We start from the raw sequence: 17457 nt of genomic DNA, 5'->3' as shown, positions 1-17457 counted from the left end.
ACGTCAGACCGGAGCGTCGCGCCCGCCACGAGCGGGCGGCGCCGCGCCGTCACCCCCAGCAGATCTCCCGGCCCTCCGCCACAGAGATGCTGTCCACCCCGTCGACGGGCGAGTCGGTCACGAGGGAGACCCCGGTGTCGAAGAAGTCGAGGCCGGGGGTGACCTCGGGGGCGTCGCCACCGGCGGCCAACTCGGCGATGGCCTCCATCCCGAGCGTCGCCATCCGGCCCGGGTACTGCTGCGACGTGGCCCCGATGACGCCCTCCGACACGAGTCGCAGACCCGGGTCGCAGCCGCCGTCGACGGACACGATGATCACGTCCTGGGCCGACCCCGCCGCCGTCAGCGCATCGAACGCCCCCTGGGCGGCGGGCTCGTTGATCGTGTAGACGACGTCGACGTCGGGGTCCTGCGCGAGGCACGCCTCCATGGCCGAGCGGCCGCCGTCGACCGCTCCCTGGGTGGCTTCGTGGCAGACGATCTCGTACTCCCCGCCGCGGTACTCACCCGTCGGTGACTCCTCGCCGTTGCCGGAGGTGTCGACCTCGTCGATGATCCCCATGCCGAGGAGGAAGCCCTGATCGCGCTGCACGTCGACGGAGATCACCTGGTCGTCGAACAGGTCGAGCATCGCGATGGTGGCGGGCGCGCCCTCCAGCGTCGCCGCCGTCCACTCGCCGATGAGCACCCCGGCGGCGCGGTTGTCGGTGGCGAAGGTGATGTCGACGGCGTCGGCGGGGTTCGGCGGGGTGTCGAGGGCGATCGTGTAGAGCCCGGCCTCGCGCGCTGCCTCGAGGGCGGGGACCACGGCGTCGCCGTTCGGGGTGATCAGGATCCCCGCGTCGCCGCGGTCGACGGCGTCCTCGATGGCGGCGATCTGGGTGTCGGTGTCACCGTCCTCGGTCCCGGCGGCCACGGTCAGCTCGACTCCGAGCGCCTCGGCCTCGGCTCGGGCCGAGTCGGACATCGAGACGAAGAAGGGGTTGCTCGTGTTCTTCAGGATCAACGCCACGCCGACGCCGTCGGACGACGACGGCACCTCGCTCGACGCCGTGACGACGCCACCTGCGGTGTCGAGGGACCCTGCGGTGGTCGGGTCGGCCCCGGTGGGTTCGTCGCCGCCGCCGCACGCCGCGACCGCCACGACGACGGCGGCCGCGACGGCCGTCCTCGACGATCGCAACGAAGTCCTGCTCATGTGGTCCCCCTGGGTGGTTCGACGCACGGCGCGGTGCGCGCCGTCGTCGGACGACGACCGTACCGATGTCGGCGATGCCGTGCGTGCGACCCCGCCCGGGACGGGTCCCGCCTCGTGCGTCCGGGACGAGGCCGACGCGCGCGATCCGCGACACTGCGGAGATGACCGAGCGCATGGGACTGCTGAGCGGCAAGACGGCGATCGTGACAGGCGGGGCGAGCGGCCTCGGCGAGGCGACGTGCCGGCTGATGGTCGCCGAGGGCGCACGGGTGATCGTCGCGGACATCCAGGACGACAAGGGGGTCGCGGTCGCCGACGACCTCGGCGACGCCGCGACCTACCGCCACGTCGACGTCACCTCGGAGGACGAGATCCGCGCCGTCGTCGACGAGGCCGTGGACCGGTGGGACCGCCTCGACTGCATGTACAACAACGCCGGCATCGTCGGCGCGGTCGGTCCGATCGACGAGATGCCGCTCGACGACTGGCAGTTCTCGATCGACGTGCTGCTGCGGTCGGTGTTCCTCGGATCGAAGCACGCGGCCCGGGTGATGAAGGCGCAGCGCTTCGGGGTGATCCTCGCGACCAGCTCGGTCGCCGGCCTGCAGGGAGGTCTCGGTCCGCACGCCTACACGATGGCGAAGACCGCGGTCGTCGGCTTCACCCGCAACCTCGCCGCCGAGCTCGGCCCGTACTCCGTGCGGGCGAACGCGATCGCGCCGGGCAAGATCAACACCCCGATGAACGCGGACGTCCTCTTCGGTGATCCCGAGGCCCTCGACCGCTCGCTCGAGTACTTCAAGACGCAGGGCACCCCGCTCGCGGGCAAGCCGGGGCTGCCGGCCGACATCGCCGACACCGCGGTGTGGTTGATGTCGGACCGGTCGGCGTTCGTCACGGGCCAGACCATCGTCGTCGACGGCGGGCTGACGACCGGCTCGATCGAGGGGGCCGAGGCCGGGCAGGGTCGCTTCGCGAACCACGAGCCGCTGCTGCGCGAGGGCGGCCGACGGGGCCGTTGAGGTCGCCGCCCCGTCGACGTCAGGCCACCGGTTCACGCTGACGGTGACGGTGGCGCGAGGGCGGGTGGGCTCGACGCGGCGGGTGCTCGCCCCGTCCGAGCGATGGACGCAGCGCCGGTGCCGAGCGCGGCACGGCCACGGCGCGGCACCCGGGTCGAGCCGGACCGTGCGAGCCGGGGTGGACGTTCCGCTGCCGGCCGGTCCGACGGTCTCACCCCTCAGCGTCGACCCGCGTGGAGCGCACGGAGCTTGGCCGGGTCGACGATCGCGAGGACCTCGGCGACGCGCCCCCGTCTCCACCCGAGCACGACCAGCAGGAGCGGACGGTCGTCGCGCACGACGTACACGCCGTGCTGACCGTTCACGTCGATCCTCTCGACCCGGTCCGTCGATCGCAGGTTCCGCCTCGCGAGGTTGACGAGCAGGCGGGACACCTTGTCGACACCGACCACCGGTCGGCGAGCGGCGTGGTGGTCGGCGCCGCCGTCGGACACGTGGACCACGTCGTGGGTCAGCAACCGGGTCAGGCGGTCGAGATCCCCCTCCGCCACCGCGGCGGTGAAGGCGGCGGTCAGCTCCTCGACGTCGTCCGGCCGCGGGTCGAGCCGCGGCCGCCCGTCGCGCACCCGGGCGCGGGCTCGCGACGCGATCTGACGGGTCGCGGCCGGCGAGCGCTCGACGGTGGCGGCGATGTCGACGAACGGGAAGCCGAACACGTCGTGGAGCAGGAACACCGCCCGCTCGACCGGCGCCAGCGTCTCCAGCACCCGCAGGAACCCGATCGAGAGCGACTCGCTCGACGCCACCTCGAGCGCGGGGTCGCCCGACGGGTCCTCGACGCCGCCGAGCGGCTCGGGGAGCCACGGTCCGACGTAGCTCTCCCGCCGAGCACGGGCCGAGGTGAGGCGGTCGATCGCGATCCTCGTGGTGACCGTCGTCAGCCAACCGGCCGGGTTCTCGATCGTCGAGCGATCGGTCCCCTGCCAGCGCAGCCACGCGTCCTGGACGACGTCGTCGGCGTCGTCGGGGGTGGCGGTCATCCGGTAGGCGAGCGCCGTCAGGCGCCGCCGGTGCTCGTCGAAGACGGCCTGCGCGGCGGGGTCGATCGCCGGGGTGCCGCTCACCGCAGCACCGGCCGATCCCGCAGGTGGGCGACGACCGCCTCGGCGGCGGACTCGGCGCTCGCGAGCACGGCATCGGCGAGGTGGCCGGACGGCCCCACCCAGTCGCCGACGACGTGCACCCCGCACAGCCCGGGGACGGCGGTCCCGACCCGGCCGGGCATCCCGCCCGTCGACGCCCTCGCGATCGAGGTGACCACGCTCATCCGGTGAAGGTACCGGCGCTCGACGATCTGGTCGTCCGTGATCCCGGCGTGGCGGGCGAACGCCAGGAGCCGGGCACGCCCCTCGCGCACGGCCGCCGGTCCGCTCCGGTCGTCGTGCGCGCTCCGGTCGTCGTCACCGTCCTCGACGCCGTCCGATCCGTCGCACCCGTCGACGGGCACGTAGCCGACGAGGCTCACGCTCGAGCGTCCCGGGGGCACCATCGCAGCCGGGCCGCCGTGATCGGAGAGGTACGCGGGCTCGTCCACCCCGATCACGAAGCGGTGCCGCGGCGGGCTCGCCAGGCCCAGGTCGAGCGTGGCGGCGTCGGCGCCGAGCCCGGCCTCGAAGGCGTTCCCGGTGACCTGCGACGCGGCAGCCGGGCCGCCGACCGCGACGACCACCGGCGTGCCCGTCCTGCCACCGATCCCGCCCACGACGCGCGCGTCGAGGTCGTCGAGGCGGTCGATGGCGACACCGGCCTCGAGCCGCACCCCGGGGGTCGCGGCCAAGCGGTCGATCAGGCTGCCCCACCCGCGGTCGAGGTACGCGACGCCGGGACCGAAGCCGAGCTGCACCTGGCTCAGCGCGACGTCCGCGCTCAGCTCACCCGGTCCGTCGACGTAGCTGGTCAGCCGCACGATCGCTTCGATCACCTGGCGCACCGACGGCCGATCGGTGAGCCCGTCGATCCAGCGCTGCGTGGTCGTCGCGCTCAGGGCGTGCGGGTCCGCCCGGTCGAGGCGGGCGAGGACGCGTGCGAGATCCGCCTTGTCGCGCGGCCCGAGCAGGCCGGTGCGCACCAGCGACCCGGGGCCGCCGGGAGCGAGGTGGACGATACCGCCGCGGACCATGCGCCCGCCACGCGCCGGCGGTGCGACACCGGTGGGCGCGATGCCGAGGAGGCCGAGCACCCGCTCGGCCTCGCCCCCGTGGTACAGCGCGTGCGGGCCGCGGTTGAAGCGGAACCCGCGCCGCTCGTCGGTCGCCGCCCGCCCTCCCGGTCGACGCCGACGCTCGATCACCTGGACGCGGTACCCGGCGCGCGCGATCAGGGCGGCGGCGGCGAGACCGCCGAGGCCCGCGCCGACCACCCACGCGTCGGATCGACGATGGTCGCGGCGATCGGCCCGGTGCGGGCCGGGGGGCGGGTCCTCGACGGGTCGCTCGGCGGTGGGCGGGAGGGGTTCGGTGCTCATGGACGGGTGACGACGCAGCCTCCCGAGATGTGACGGGACGGTGGGGACGGTCGTGGTCCGTGGCGCGCGAGCGGACGACTCGTGGAGCGCGACGTCCGGGTGGGACGATCGATCGATGGACGACGGACCCCTGGTGCTGCGCGATGACGACGACGGGCTCACGACGCTGACGCTGAACCGGCCGGACAAGCTGAACGCGCTGTCGCCGGCGGTGTTCGTCGAGCTGCGCGCCCACCTCGACGCGATCGCCTCCGACGACTCGATCGGCTGCGTGGTGCTCGCGGGCGCGGGGCGCGCGTTCTGCGCCGGCCATGACCTCGGCTCGATCGCCAGCGCCGAGAAGGCGCCGTCGAAGCACTTCGAACCCGAGACCGTCGACGCTCTCGAGTCGCTCCCGCAGCCGACGATCGCACGCATCCAGGGCCACTGCTACACCGGCGGGCTCGAGCTCGCGCTCGGGTGCGACCTGCTCGTCGCCGCCGAGTCGGCCGAGCTGGGCGACACCCACGGCCAGTGGGGGCTCGTGCCGGTGTGGGGGATGTCGGTGCGACTCCCCGAACGGGTCGGTCGCTCGACGGCCAAGGAGATGATGTACACCAGCCGTCGCATCGACGGGCGCGAGGCGCAGCGGATCGGCCTCGTCGACCGCTGCGTCGCCGACGCCGAGCTCGACGCGACGGTCGCCCAGCTCACCTCCGAGGTCCTCGCGAACTCCCGTGGCACGAACCGCATCGTCAAGCGGCTCCTCGACGACGGGGCCCAGCGGGCGCGCCACGACGCCCTCGTGCACGAGCGCCACATGCCCCACGGCGTCCCCGACGACATGCAGGAGCGCATGCGCGCTGGGGGCCGCTGAGCGGACCGGCCCCGTCCCGGCAGGGGTCGTGGCCGCCGCTCAGGCCTCGCGGCCCAGCTGCTCGCGCCCCGGCTGCTCGCGTGCCTCGTCCGCGACCACGGTCTCGATCTCGGACGGGTCGACCAGGTGGGCTCGTGGGAGCGGTTCGGGTGGCGTCGCGCGCAGCGCGACCCCCCACGTTCGGTCACCCCTCGGCGGCAGCCGACGCGATCTCGTCGTGCGCTCCGTCGAGCCCGCAGCGCACGAGCGCCGCGACGAGGCGGGCGAACCCGGCGCCGTCGTCGACCAGGTCGCGCAACCCGACGGCGGTGGCCGGCAGCGACAGGGCGCCGGCCTGGTCGAGGGCGCGCTCGTCGACGAACGGCTGGAACTCGTCCCACGCCACCTGCACCTCGCGCAGGAAGATCGACGCGCCGAGGCGGCCGATCCCGGTGAACTCCCGCAGCAGCCGGGACGCGACCTCGACGTCGCCGTCCGCCCGCTCCCGCACGCGGCGCAGGTCACCGGAGTACCGGTCCACGAGGAGTCGCGTCGTGTCCTCGAGGTACCTCGAGGTCGACTCGTCGTAGCGGCCGTACCCGGCGTCGTTCAGGACCCTCGTCCGGTCCTCCCACGTCGAGTCGAGCATCGCGTCCGGGGTCGTCCAACCGGCGTCGGCGAGCGCCCGCGTCGCGGCGAGCGCGAGGTCGCTCGAGATCCGGGCGCTGGTCAGCAACGACATGCACAGCAGCCGGAACAGCGGCGACGGCGTGTCGTCGACGACCCGGATCCCGGCCTCGGCCGCGAACGTCCGCCCGTAACGGTCGAGGAGGACGTCGACCACGACGCTGTCCGACGCCATCGCCGTCGCGACCCGGGTCAGTCCCGGCCGATGCGCGCGAAGTCCGGGTCGCGCTTGTCCATGAACGACCGCACCCCCTCGCGGAAGTCGGGACGGCCGAAGCTCTCCTGCATCAGCTCCCCCGCGCGCCGCTCGGCGTCGCCGAGACCCACGTGCAGCTCGCTGTACACCTGCCGCTTCATCACGGCGATCGACGCCGGCGAGCACCGCTGCGCGAGCGTGGTGATGTAGTCGCCGCACCAGGCGAGGAGCTCGTCGGGCTCGACGAGCTCGTTGAGCAGCCCGAGCGAGCGGGCCTCCTCGCCCTCCACGCGCCGGGACGACATCAGCAGGTCGAGCGCCACGGCCGGGCCGACGAGGCGCGGGAGGAGGAAGCTGAGACCCCACTCGGCGATCAGCCCGCGCTGCGCGAACGCCGTGAGGAACACCGACCTCGGCGTCCCGACGCGCAGGTCGCAGCACAGCGAGAACGGGTACGCCATGCCCGCCACCGCACCGTTCACCGCCGCGATGATCGGCTTGTCGATCGTCATCAGGTACGGGAACCGCCCCGTGAACTCGCCCTCGACGGCGTCGTCGCTCCCGTCGGCCCCGCTCCCGTCGGCGGCGATCGAGGCGTCGGATCCTCCGGCCGAGAGGTCGTCGAGCGCGTTCATGTCCGCCCCGGCGCAGAACGCCCGACCGGCTCCGGTGACGACGATCCCGACGACGCGGCGGTCGGCCTCGGCACGCCCGAGCGCGTCGTCGACCTCCCGTCCCATCTTCGGGGTCCACGCGTTGAGCGCGTCGGGACGGTTCAGGGTGATGGTCGCGACCGGATCGGTGACGTCGTACTCGATGTGCTCGTACACGATCCGACTCTGCCACATGCTTCGTCGCGCATCGATCACCGGACCCGGGCGGCGTCGTCCCCGCGCCGGTCCCGCACGCGGTCGTGCGCGGGTCGCGATCGGACGCATCACGGCGACCACGGACCCGGACAACCTGGCGTCGATGCGCGTCCTCGAGCGCACCGGGTTCCGCCACGAGGGCACGATGCGCGCGGCGGCCGCCGTCCGTGGCGAGTGGCTCGACGACGAGGTGTACGCGCTGCTCGGCGACGACCGGGCGCGGTGGCTCGCCCGTCCGTCCGGAGCGCCCGAGCGCTGGAGCTGGCGGAGATCACCCCCGAGACGTGGCCGGCCGTCGGCGGCGTCTCCGTCGGCTGGTCGCAGCGGCGACTGGTCGCGCCGGTGCACGACTCCCTCCTCGCAGCCCTCTCCGCCGGCCGGGGCCCCGCCCGGGGTGCCGCGCTCGCGTGGTTCCGGGCGATCGTCGCCGACGGCCGGGTGGTCGGGTTCGTGGCGGCCTCCTCGCCGTGCGCCGACGCCGACCCGGTCCTGACCAGCATCCTGGTCGAAGTGAGCCGGCAGGGCCGTGGCATCGGGCGGCGGGCCCTCGAGCTGCTCGTCGACCACGAGCGCTCCCTCGGCCACCGACGGTTGCTGACCGTGCACCACGTCGGCCCCGGCTCGTCCGGTGCGTTCTTCACGTCGCTCGGGTTCGCGCCGATCGGTCAGGTGCACGACGCCACGGTGACCGCGGTCCTCGACCTCTGAGCGCGCGCCCGGCGCGCGGGCGAGACCGGTCAGGGGCGCGGGACCCCGATCGGCCAGCCGTCGACCACCTGGTCGAGGAACTCGCTCATCCCGATGCCGACGCGGCCGTCGCACTCGTAGCGGGTCATCGCCTCGGTGATGCGCGTCGTCAGCTCCTCGCCGTCGGGGGTCGTGCGCCGGTTGCGCAACGGGATCATCGACAGCACCTCGCCGGTCACCTCGTACTCGCGATCGTCCTCGGTGCGCGCCCAGGCGCGCATCGTGGTCTGCTCTCCGCGCTCGTCGTAGTCCGCCTCGACCCGGCAGTCGACGACCTTCACGTACTCGTCGCCGACCAGGACCATCCCGCTCGTCGCCGGCGAGCGGTCGCCGCCGCGGTCGACGACGGAGAGCATCATCGCGAAGTCGTCGCCGAACATCATCGGCAGCCAGCGGTACCAGGTGACGGCCTGCCAGTACCGGGGGCCCCACGACTTGTCGCGCAGCCCGAGGCCGTCGATCTCCATCACCGTGCCGGTGCCTCCGTCGGGATCGTCGACGGTGATCGTGCCGGTCACCGCGCAGTGCTGCTCGTAGTGCGCCTTCGCGAACCCGTTCACGGACTCGACCTCTCGCCCGTCGGCGTGCTGCGGCTTGCCGCCGTACATCGGCGACACGCCGCGGTGGTCGAGCTCGACGGTGCACCCGACCATCGGGTTGCTGCGGAACGCGGAACGGGGGTCGGCCATCTCGCTCGGGTCGTCGAGCAGGCAGACCTTCCCGGAGTAGCGCACCGTGAGGTGCTCGAACGGCTCGACGACGGTGATCGTCAGACCGCCCGCGTCCATCGCGTCGTTGGTGGTGATCTTCGGCCGGTCGTACATGAACGCGACCCGGCCGCCCGGGAGGTAGATGCACACCGTCATCTCGGCGTGGCCCTCGTTGACCCGGTTGCCGAGCCGGAACCAGGCACCCGTCTGCGACCCGAGGTCGAACGCGTTGAGGTACATCGACTCGTTGTAGTTCTCGGCGGCGTCGGGGGTGTGGGTGTACTCGTCGGCGGGCTCGAGGACGGTGACGATGCGATCGGGGTCCTCCGCTCCCCCGTCGGCGACCGTCGCGGAGGTGGTCGATGGGTCGGACGGGCCGGGATCGGGGGTGCTCATCGGACCATCTTCGCTCCGGACGGCTCGTCGGCCGCGACCGGAGCGTCAGGTCGTCTGACCGGCGAACTGCGCTCCGTGGAGGCGGGCGTACGCGCCCTCGCGCGCCATCAGCTCGTCGTGGTCGCCCTGCTCCACGATGCGGCCCTCCTCCATCACCAGGATCACGTCGGCGCCGCGGATCGTCGAGAGCCGATGCGCGATGACGAAGCTGGTGCGCTGGGCGCGCAGCGCGCTCATCGCCTCCTGGATCAGCACCTCGGTGCGCGTGTCGACCGAGCTCGTCGCCTCGTCGAGGATGAGGATCGACGGATCCGCGAGGAACGCCCGGGCGATCGTGATGAGCTGCTTCTCCCCGGCGCTCACGTTGTCGGCCTCCACGTCGATCACGGTGTCGTAGCCGTCGGGCAGCGAGTGGACGAACCGGTCGACGTAGGCGAGCTCGGCGGCGGCGTGGATCTCCTCCTCGGTCGCGTCCGGGCGCCCGTAGGCGATGTTGTCGCGTATCGTCCCGCCGAACAGCCAGGTGTCCTGGAGCACCATCCCGACCTTCGAGCGCAGCTCCGCTCGCGGGAACGACGCGATGTCACGACCGTCGAGGCGGATCGCCCCGGCGTCGAGGTCGTAGAAGCGCATGATCAGGTTGACCAGCGTCGTCTTGCCCGCCCCGGTCGGACCGACGATCGCGACGGTCTCCCCCGGCTCGGCGACCAGGTCCAGCCCCGTGATCAGCTCGGTGTCGGGCGAGTACGAGAAGCGCACGTCGTCGAACTCGATGCGACCGCGGTGCGGGGGCGGATCGACGGTCGCGGCCTGCTCCGGCGACTGCTCCTCGGCGTCGAGCAGCTCGAGGACGCGCTCGAGCGAGGCGATCCCCGACTGGAACGTGGTCGCCATCGTCGCGATCCGTGACAGCGGCTCGGCGAACTGCCGGGAGTACTGGATCATCGCCTGCATGTCGCCGATGCTGATCGCACCGCTCGCGATGCGCAGCCCACCCACCACGGCGATCAGCACGTACTGGACGTTGCCCATGAACATCGTCGCCGGCTGGATCAGGCTGGAGGTGAACTGGGCGGAGAAGCTCGCCTCGTAGAGCGCGTCGTTGTCCTCTCCGAAGCACTCCTCGACCTCCCGGTGGCGGCCGAAGCTCTTGACGATCGCGTGCCCCGAGAAGGCCTCCTCGGCCTGGGAGTTCACCGACCCGGTGTGCTTCCACTGCTCGAGGAAGCGGGGTCGCGCCCGCCCGCCGATGAGTCGGATGAGCAGGATCGACATCGGGACGGTGATCATCGCGACGAGCGCGAGCACCGGGGAGATGACGAACATCATCACGGACACGCCGAGCAGGGTGAGCAGCGAGGTGAGGATCGAGCTGACCGTCTGCTGGAGGCTCTGCGCGAGGTTGTCGATGTCGTTGGTGACCCGGCTCAGCAGGTCGCCGCGCGACTGCCGGTCGACGTGCGCGAGGGGGAGCCGGTGCAGCTTGGTCTCGACCGACTCGCGCAGCCCCGACATCGACCGCTGCACGACGCCGGCGAGGAGGTACGCCTGGCCGTAGCCGAACACCCACGAGAGCGCGTAGAGCCCGGCGATCACCCCCAGCAGCCGGTGCAGCTCACCGAAGTCGATCCCGGCACCTCCGTCGGCCCGACGCAGCACCCCCTCGACGATGACGTCGGTCGCGTTGCCGAGCAGCAGCGGCCCGGCGACGATGAGCGCCACGCTGCCGATCGTCAGCAGGAGCACCTGCACGAGCCGCAGCCGCTCGGTCCCCAGGATCTCGCCGAGGCGGCGAACGGTCTCGCCGAAGCGCTCGCTGCGCTCGGCGGGCATCCCGGCCGAACCGCCCGGGCCGAAGCTCGACCGCCGCGCCTCGGCGCCGGTGGTCGCGAGCACCTCGCGCTCGTCGTCGCCCCCGTCCCCGTCCCCGGCCCCGTCCCCGGCCCCGTCCCCGGCCCCGTCCACGGCGTCGACCGTCGAGCCGGTCGCGCCGAGGCGCGCTGCGACGACGGCCGCCGTGCCGGCGGGAGCCGCGCCGTCGGCCGCCGTGCCGTCGAGCGCCGCGCCGACGGCACGTGCGCCGTCGGGAGTCGCACCGTCCCGAGTCGCACCGTCGGGAGTCGCGCGGTCGGGAGTCGCACCGTTCGGAGTCGCGCCGTCGGGAGTCGCGCCGTCGGGAGTCGCGCGGTCGGGAGTCGTGCCTCGGTGCACCGCGCCCCGGCGCGTCCCGTCGTGGCCGGGCGCACCCGCGCCGTCGCCGCCCTCGGCGTCGCGCCCGCTCACGCGACCGTCTCCGCGCCGAGCTGGGAGTCGACGATCTCGGCGTAGGTGGGGCACGTGTCGATCAGATCGTCGTGGCGACCGCGCCCGACGACGCGACCGTTCTCGAGCACGAGGATCTGATCGGCGTCGACGATCGACGAGACCCGCTGCGCGACGATCAGCACCGCGGCGTCGCGCGTCCGCGGGCGCAGCTGGAGGCGGAGCCGAGCGTCGGTGGCCAGATCCAGCGCGGAGAACGAGTCGTCGAACACGTAGACGTCGGGGCGCACGACGAGGGCTCGAGCGATCGACAGCCGCTGGCGCTGGCCCCCCGACACGTTCGTGCCGCCCTGGGTGATCGGGCTGTCGAGCCCCTTCGGCATCGACTGCACGAACCCCGCCGCCTGCGCGACCTCGAGCGCGTCCCACAGCTCGGCGTCGGTCGCGTCGGGTCGCCCGAAGCGCAGGTTGGACGCGACCGTCCCCGAGAACAGGTACGGCTTCTGGGGCACGTACCCGATCGACCCCCACAGCAGGTCGGGGTCGAGCTCGCGCACGTCGACCCCGTTGACGAGGACGGTCCCCACCGTGGCGTCGAACAGGCGGGGGACGAGGTCGACGAGCGTCGACTTGCCCGAGCCCGTGCTCCCGATGATCGCTGTGGTGCGGCCGGCGACGCGGCGGAACGACACGTCGCTGAGCACCGGCGTCCGGGCCCCGGGGTACGTGAACGAGACGTCGCGGAACTCGACGCTGCCCCGCTCGCGGACCTCGGTCACCCCCGCGCTCGGCGGCACGACCGACGTCTCGGTCTCGAGCACCTCGACGATGCGCTCGGCGGCCACCGAGGCGCGCGGGATCATCGACACCAGGAAGGTCAGCATCACGACCGCCACCAGGATCTGGACGAGGTAGCTGAGGTAGGCGACCAGGGATCCGAGCTCCATCTCGCCGGCGCCGATGCGGTCGGCCCCGATCCACAGCACGGCGACGTTGGAGATGCTGATCACCAGGGTGATGGACGGGAAGATCAACGACTGGGTGCGCCCGGCTCGCAGCGCCGTCTCGGTGAGGTCGGCGTTGGCGACCGCGAAGCGTGCCGTCTCCTCGGGCTCGCGGGTGAACGCCCGCACCACCCGCATCCCGGTGATCTGCTCGCGCAGCACGGCGTTGACAGCGTCGACTCGCTCCTGCATCCGGGCGAAGGCGGGGAGCAGCCGAACGATCACGGCGCCCATCACGACCACCGAGGCGGGCATCGCGATGAGCAGGATCCGCGAGAGCCCGATGTCCTCGCGGACCGCGAACACGATGCCGAACACCATCGTCATCGGCGCGGCGACCATCATCGTGCACGCGAGCACGACGAGCACCTGCACCTGCTGGACGTCGTTGGTGATGCGCGTGATCAACGACGGCGCGCCGAAGCGGCCGACCTCGCGCGCCGAGTAGCTGTTGACCTGGTGGAACAGGTCACGCCGGACGTCGCGCCCGAACCCCATCGCCGCGCGGGCGCCGACGCGCACGGCCGCCACGGAGAACACGATCTGGATCAGGCTGAAGCCGAGCATGATCGCACCGAGCCGCAGCACGTGCCCGTCGTCGCCGGCGAGGACCCCCTCGTCGATGATGTCCGCGTTGAGCGTCGGCAGGGTGAGCGCCGCCGCGGTCTGCACCGCCTGGAGGACGACGACGACGGCCAGCAGCCGGCCGTAGGGGCCCAGGTGGGTGCGCAGCAGGGTCCGCAGGCTCACGACCGATCGCCTCCGGTGATGCCGTGCAGCACGAGGTCGGCGATCTCGGCGGGGTCGGTGGGCTCCCCGGCGAGCATCGGGTGGGTCAGCGAGAGGGTGAGCGCACGCACGAGGCGGGCGGCGACGGCGGGGTCGACGCGCAGGCGGCCGGGGGCGGCCTCGAAGATCGCGATCAGGCCGGGGCTGTCGGCGGGAGGGCGAGCCGATCGGCGCTGCCGGCTCGGGTCGAGCGCCGACACCACCGACCAGACGTCGACGACGCGCCGCTGCACGATCGAGATCGCGGACACCAGCGCGCTCTCCAGGCCGGCGCCGGGATCGATCCCGGCGAGCTCGGCCTCGAACGAGGTGGTGTCGAGCGCGGAGTCGAGCGCGGCGTCGAGCAACTCGTCCTTGTCCGCGAAGACGCGGAACAGGGTGCCCTCGGCGACCCCGGCCGCCTCGGCGAGCTCCTTGGTGGTGACGTGGGCCCCACGTTCGACCAGGACCGGGATCGCGGCGGCGACGATCGCCGCCCGGCGCGCCTCCGCCGGCATCGCCGACGCCCGCTCCCTGCGCACCACCGCTCCCATCCGCCTCGACGCTACCCTTCTGAGTGAGCGCTCACTCACCCCAGCCGAGGTCCGACCCCGATGGTGGAGCGGCCCCGTCGCGTCGCGTTACGGGTCTGACCCGTAACGCGATTGGATGGTGGTGCGACCCCGTCGCGTCGCGTTACGGGTCTGACCCGTAACGCGATGCGAGCGCGGGGGCAGACTGGGGGGATGGGGCCGATCGTGACGCCGGAGGAGCTCGTCGAGCGGCTCGATGAGGTGGTCGTGTGCCACGTCGGGACGACGATGGGGGGCGTGGACCCGATCGGGCCGTACGTCGAGCGACACGTCGCCGGGGCTCGGTTCGCATCGCTCGAGGACGACCTCGCCGCCCCCGCCGCGCCGATCCTCGGGCGCCACCCGCTGCCGTCGCCGGAGAGCTTCGCCACCACCCTCGGACGGCTCGGGATCGCCCCCGTCGACCCCGTCGTGGCCTACGACGACCGGGGCGGGGCGGTCGCGGCGCGCCTGGTCTGGATGCTGCGGATCATCGGACAGGACGCGTCCCTCCTCGACGGCGGCCTCGACGGCTGGGACGGCCCGACGGGATCGGGACGGGGCGCACCCCGCGTGCCCCGCCGCGTCGAGCGCGAGCCGGTCCCCTGGCCGTCCGCAGCGATCGCGGACGCCGACGCCGTCGCCGACCACCTCGACGGCGGGGGCGTCGTCATCGACAGCCGCGACCCCGCTCGCTACCGCGGCGAGGTCGAGCCGCTCGACGCGGTCGCCGGCCACGTGCCCGGAGCGATCAACGTCGCGTTCGCCGGCAACCTCGTCGACGGGCGCTTCCGACCCGCCGCGGATTTGGCCGCCCGGTTCGCTCCCGTCGCCGACGATCCCCGTGCCATCGTCTCGTGCGGCTCCGGCGTCAGCGCGTGCCACAACGCTCTCGCGATGGAGGCCGCCGGCCTTCGGCGGCCGCGCGTCTACGTCGGGTCGTGGTCGGGGTGGTCGAGCGACCCGGCCCGCCCGGTCGCGACCTCCTGAGCGCCACCCGCCGTCACCGTCGCACCCGGGACCGTCGCACCCGGGACGCTGCATCGCGCCGGCGCTGCGTCGACTCCGGCGCTGCGTCGACTCCGGCAGCGGCACCAGGACGTCGCTCTGGGAATGTGGGTGGATGAGCGATCGCGCCGCACCGGAGTTGTTCGACATGACCGGTCAGGTCGCCGTGGTGACCGGGGCCGGACGAGGGATCGGGGCGGGCATCGCACGTTGCTTCGCCGAGGCCGGCGCCGCCGTGGTCGTCGCGGCGCGCCGCACCGAGGAGATCGAGTCGGTCGCCGCCGAGGTGCGCGACGCCGGCGGGCGCGCCCTCGCGGTCACGACCGATGTCACCGACGACGACGCCCTCGAGGCGCTAGCACGCGCGGCGCACGACGAGTTCGACGCGCTCACGTGCTGGGTCAACAACGCCGGCGGGTCCCCGCAGCGGATGCCGCTCGCCGACCTGCCCCGGGAGGAGTGGGACCGCACGATCGCGCTCAACCTGACCGCCGTCTACGTCGCCTCGATCACCGCGGCGCGCCACATGGAGACCGGTTCGATCATCAACATCAGCTCCGGCGCCGGGACCGGGCCCGTCCCCGGCAGCGCCCACTACGGCGCGGCCAAGGCCGGGGTCAACTCGCTCACCTGGACCCTGTCCGCCGAGCTCGCACCCGACATCCGGGTGAACGCCATCGCGCCCGGCGCGATCCCGACCGAGGTGATGCTGACCGCGATCGGGCGCGACGAGTCCGAGCTCGACGAGATCCTCGACGAGTGGAACATCCCGCTCGGTCGCCTCGGCACGCCGCAGGACATCGGCGCGGCGTGCATCTACCTCGCGTCGGATGCGGCGAGCTGGGTCAGCGGCGAGATCCTGAGGGTCGGCGGCGGGGCGAAGCCCCGCTGAGCTCCGGCCACGCCGACAGCCCGTGCCCGTGAGCTCGCAGCGGCCGGTCCCCCGGCGTCAACCCGGCGGCGTCGGCTCGGGTCGGTCGCGGAGCGGCTCGCTGTGGCCGTCCCAGTCGCGGTGCGCCGCCCTCCACGTCTCGAACGTCGACAGGATCTGCTCCGGCGTGTCGTGGATCTCGGTGAAGCAGCCGATCGCCCGCCGGGTGTCGAAGTACGAGGCACGGGCTCCGTTCGCGCGCAGCTCGCACGCCGGCATGTACCCCTCGTCGACCAACCGGTCGCGCTCGTCGTCGAAGTCGTCGACGAGCAACCCCACGTGGTGGAACCCCCCGACGCCCGGCTCGAACATGTCGAGGTAGATCGACGGGGTCGAGTCGTGCTGCTCGATGAGCTGGATCTGCATGTCGCCCGCGTAGCCGAACGCGTACGACACGTCGGCCTCGATCGGCCGCCCGCGGTACACGAACCAGTCGCAGCGGTGGTGCGGCGCCAGGAAGAACGGCCCGGCCCCGACGGCGCGCACCCAGCGCTCGACGCCCTCGGCGATGTCGGGGACGAAGTGCGCCTGCTGGAAGAACGTTCGGCGCTCGGAGTGCGGGGCGCCGGTCACCGCGACCCCCCGCGAGCCACCAACTCGTCCACGGCCTCCGCCGAGGCGAAGTCGTCGATGCTCTCGGCGCCGCGTCGCAGCAGCTTGCGGGTCATCGCCTTGCCGCGCTCGTCGAGCAGGTCGTACTGCGCGTACGACGAGAACCCGTACATCAGGCACAACCCGATCGCCACCCGGGTGTCGAACAGGACGCGCTCCGCGTCGAGGTCGTGGCCCCGGCGACCCATCTCGTCGACGTAGTGGCCGATCAGCTCCGGTCCGCGGCCCGCCCGCTCGCTGCGCTCCATCGACTGGCTGATGAAGTAGCCGATGTCGTAGGCGCCGTTGGCCACACCGACGATCTGGGGGTCGATCACCACGACCTCGTCGTCGGAGGTGATGAACATGTTGTCCGATCGCCAGTCCTGGTGGCACAGGGTCGGGTTCGCGCACATCAGGTCGAGCATCGCGTCGAGGCGCTCGACCCACCGGTCGCCGAACGCGACGACCGAGTCGGACATCACGTCGGACGCGTGCAGCTTCGCTGGTTCCCACCCCACCTCGGAGATCCCCGGGAGCGCGCTGCGCTGGAAGTCGGACCCGATCGACACGAACGGGTCCGTCAGCGACTCCAGCTCGGGCGAGAGGTGCCAGTCGGAGTGGTACGCGGCCAGCGCTCGGATGCAGAGCACGGCGTCGTCCCACGCGATGCCGGCCTCCGGATCGGGCTGCCGGAGGTGGCCGAGATCCTCCATCACCAGGCAGTAGTCGACGCCGTCGTCGTCGATGATGGCGGCGTGGACGACCGGCACGTGGATCGTCGAGCGCGGAGCGATGTCGCGGTAGAAGGTGACCTCGCGCCGGTAGATGCCGAACGCGTCGGCGAGCGCCCGTTGCGCCGGGACGTCCATCGGGAACTTCGCGATCACCGTCTCGGGGCACCGCGCATCCGTCGAGCGGAGGCGGCAGCGGTACAGCAGACCCAGCAGGCCTCCGGCGAGGAACGGGTCCGTCGCGACCTCCGCGACCGTCGAGGTCGGATCGATCGCACCGCTCGCGCGCAGCACCTGCGTCATCCACTCGGCGTCGACGTCGTCGACCGTGCGCGGCAGGCCGACCTCCAGTCCGGCGATCGGGTTCGTCGTCCCCCTGGTGGACATCGTCAGGTCACCACTC

The 17457-nt window shown here is 72.8% G+C and carries 16 protein-coding genes; 5 read left to right on the top strand and 11 right to left on the bottom strand.

From position 1 onward, the window contains the following. Positions 1–49 precede the first annotated feature (49 nt). The gene (locus ACOOHC_RS01910; protein WP_420452325.1) at positions 50–1198 is read right to left on the bottom strand and encodes a substrate-binding domain-containing protein; all 1149 of its coding nucleotides are present in this window, start codon (positions 1196–1198) and stop codon (positions 50–52) included. A 161-nt stretch (positions 1199–1359) separates the two neighbouring features. Between ACOOHC_RS01910 and ACOOHC_RS01905 the strand changes: the two genes are divergently transcribed. Further along, a complete protein-coding gene (locus tag ACOOHC_RS01905; RefSeq protein WP_420452324.1) occupies positions 1360–2220 on the top strand; it encodes an SDR family NAD(P)-dependent oxidoreductase in 861 nt (286 codons plus the stop codon). Positions 2221–2438: 218 nt separating this feature from the next. On the opposite strand, the gene sigJ is transcribed toward ACOOHC_RS01905, so the two are convergent. Next, positions 2439–3344, bottom strand: coding sequence for an RNA polymerase sigma factor SigJ (gene sigJ / locus ACOOHC_RS01900; RefSeq protein WP_420452323.1), 906 nt, complete (start codon positions 3342–3344; stop codon positions 2439–2441). Beyond that, positions 3341–4744, bottom strand: a complete 1404-nt coding sequence (locus tag ACOOHC_RS01895) for an NAD(P)-binding protein (RefSeq protein ID WP_420452322.1) — start codon at positions 4742–4744, stop codon at positions 3341–3343. The genes sigJ and ACOOHC_RS01895 overlap by 4 nt, the downstream gene beginning before the upstream one ends. Before the next feature lie 115 nt (positions 4745–4859). On the opposite strand from ACOOHC_RS01895, the gene ACOOHC_RS01890 reads away from it, so the two are divergent. Next, on the top strand, positions 4860–5600 hold the full coding sequence (locus ACOOHC_RS01890; protein WP_420452321.1) for an enoyl-CoA hydratase/isomerase family protein: 741 nt from the start codon (positions 4860–4862) through the stop codon (positions 5598–5600). Between the two features lie 184 nt (positions 5601–5784). Here ACOOHC_RS01890 and ACOOHC_RS01885 read toward each other — a convergent pair whose 3' ends face one another. Together ACOOHC_RS01885 and ACOOHC_RS01880 are read right to left on the bottom strand one after the other, a co-directional pair. Then, positions 5785–6441 carry a hypothetical protein gene (locus ACOOHC_RS01885; protein WP_420452320.1) on the bottom strand — a complete coding sequence of 219 codons (657 nt, stop codon included), beginning with the start codon at positions 6439–6441 and terminating at the stop codon, positions 5785–5787. 17 nt (positions 6442–6458) lie between these two features. Further along, the gene (locus ACOOHC_RS01880; RefSeq protein ID WP_420452319.1) at positions 6459–7292 is read right to left on the bottom strand and encodes an enoyl-CoA hydratase-related protein; all 834 of its coding nucleotides are present in this window, start codon (positions 7290–7292) and stop codon (positions 6459–6461) included. Between the two features lie 261 nt (positions 7293–7553). On the opposite strand from ACOOHC_RS01880, the gene ACOOHC_RS01875 reads away from it, so the two are divergent. Next, complete coding sequence (locus ACOOHC_RS01875; RefSeq protein ID WP_420452318.1) at positions 7554–8039, top strand: GNAT family N-acetyltransferase; 486 nt, start codon at positions 7554–7556, stop codon at positions 8037–8039. 29 nt (positions 8040–8068) lie between these two features. Here ACOOHC_RS01875 and ACOOHC_RS01870 read toward each other — a convergent pair whose 3' ends face one another. The 4 genes from ACOOHC_RS01870 to ACOOHC_RS01855 form a co-directional block, all read right to left on the bottom strand. Then, complete coding sequence (locus ACOOHC_RS01870; RefSeq protein WP_420452317.1) at positions 8069–9184, bottom strand: DUF7064 domain-containing protein; 1116 nt, start codon at positions 9182–9184, stop codon at positions 8069–8071. Positions 9185–9229: 45 nt separating this feature from the next. Continuing rightward, positions 9230–11080, bottom strand: coding sequence for an ABC transporter ATP-binding protein (locus tag ACOOHC_RS01865; protein ID WP_420453843.1), 1851 nt, complete (start codon positions 11078–11080; stop codon positions 9230–9232). A gap of 383 nt (positions 11081–11463) precedes the next feature. Next, on the bottom strand, positions 11464–13200 hold the full coding sequence (locus tag ACOOHC_RS01860) for an ABC transporter ATP-binding protein (protein ID WP_420452316.1): 1737 nt from the start codon (positions 13198–13200) through the stop codon (positions 11464–11466). Next, positions 13197–13772, bottom strand: a complete 576-nt coding sequence (locus ACOOHC_RS01855; RefSeq protein ID WP_420452315.1) for a TetR/AcrR family transcriptional regulator — start codon at positions 13770–13772, stop codon at positions 13197–13199. Before ACOOHC_RS01855 ends, ACOOHC_RS01860 begins: the two co-directional genes overlap by 4 nt. A 192-nt stretch (positions 13773–13964) precedes the next feature. On the opposite strand from ACOOHC_RS01855, the gene ACOOHC_RS01850 reads away from it, so the two are divergent. Next, positions 13965–14780 carry a sulfurtransferase gene (locus tag ACOOHC_RS01850; protein ID WP_420452314.1) on the top strand — a complete coding sequence of 272 codons (816 nt, stop codon included), beginning with the start codon at positions 13965–13967 and terminating at the stop codon, positions 14778–14780. 133 nt (positions 14781–14913) lie between these two features. Then, positions 14914–15690: an SDR family NAD(P)-dependent oxidoreductase gene (locus ACOOHC_RS01845; RefSeq protein ID WP_420452313.1), complete on the top strand. Its 777-nt coding sequence runs from the start codon at positions 14914–14916 to the stop codon at positions 15688–15690. 57 nt (positions 15691–15747) lie between these two features. Here the strand turns inward: ACOOHC_RS01845 and ACOOHC_RS01840 are convergent, their stop codons facing one another. After that, positions 15748–16302: a VOC family protein gene (locus ACOOHC_RS01840; RefSeq protein WP_420452312.1), complete on the bottom strand. Its 555-nt coding sequence runs from the start codon at positions 16300–16302 to the stop codon at positions 15748–15750. Then, positions 16299–17441, bottom strand: coding sequence for a phosphotransferase (locus ACOOHC_RS01835; RefSeq protein ID WP_420452311.1), 1143 nt, complete (start codon positions 17439–17441; stop codon positions 16299–16301). Before ACOOHC_RS01835 ends, ACOOHC_RS01840 begins: the two co-directional genes overlap by 4 nt. Positions 17442–17457: the final 16 nt, after the last annotated feature.

Source organism: Ilumatobacter sp., assembly GCF_965215205.1.
Lineage (GTDB): Bacteria > Actinomycetota > Acidimicrobiia > Acidimicrobiales > Ilumatobacteraceae > Ilumatobacter_A.
The sequence above is the reverse complement of the archived record's forward strand: the minus strand, read 5'-3'. Positions and strand labels throughout refer to the sequence as shown.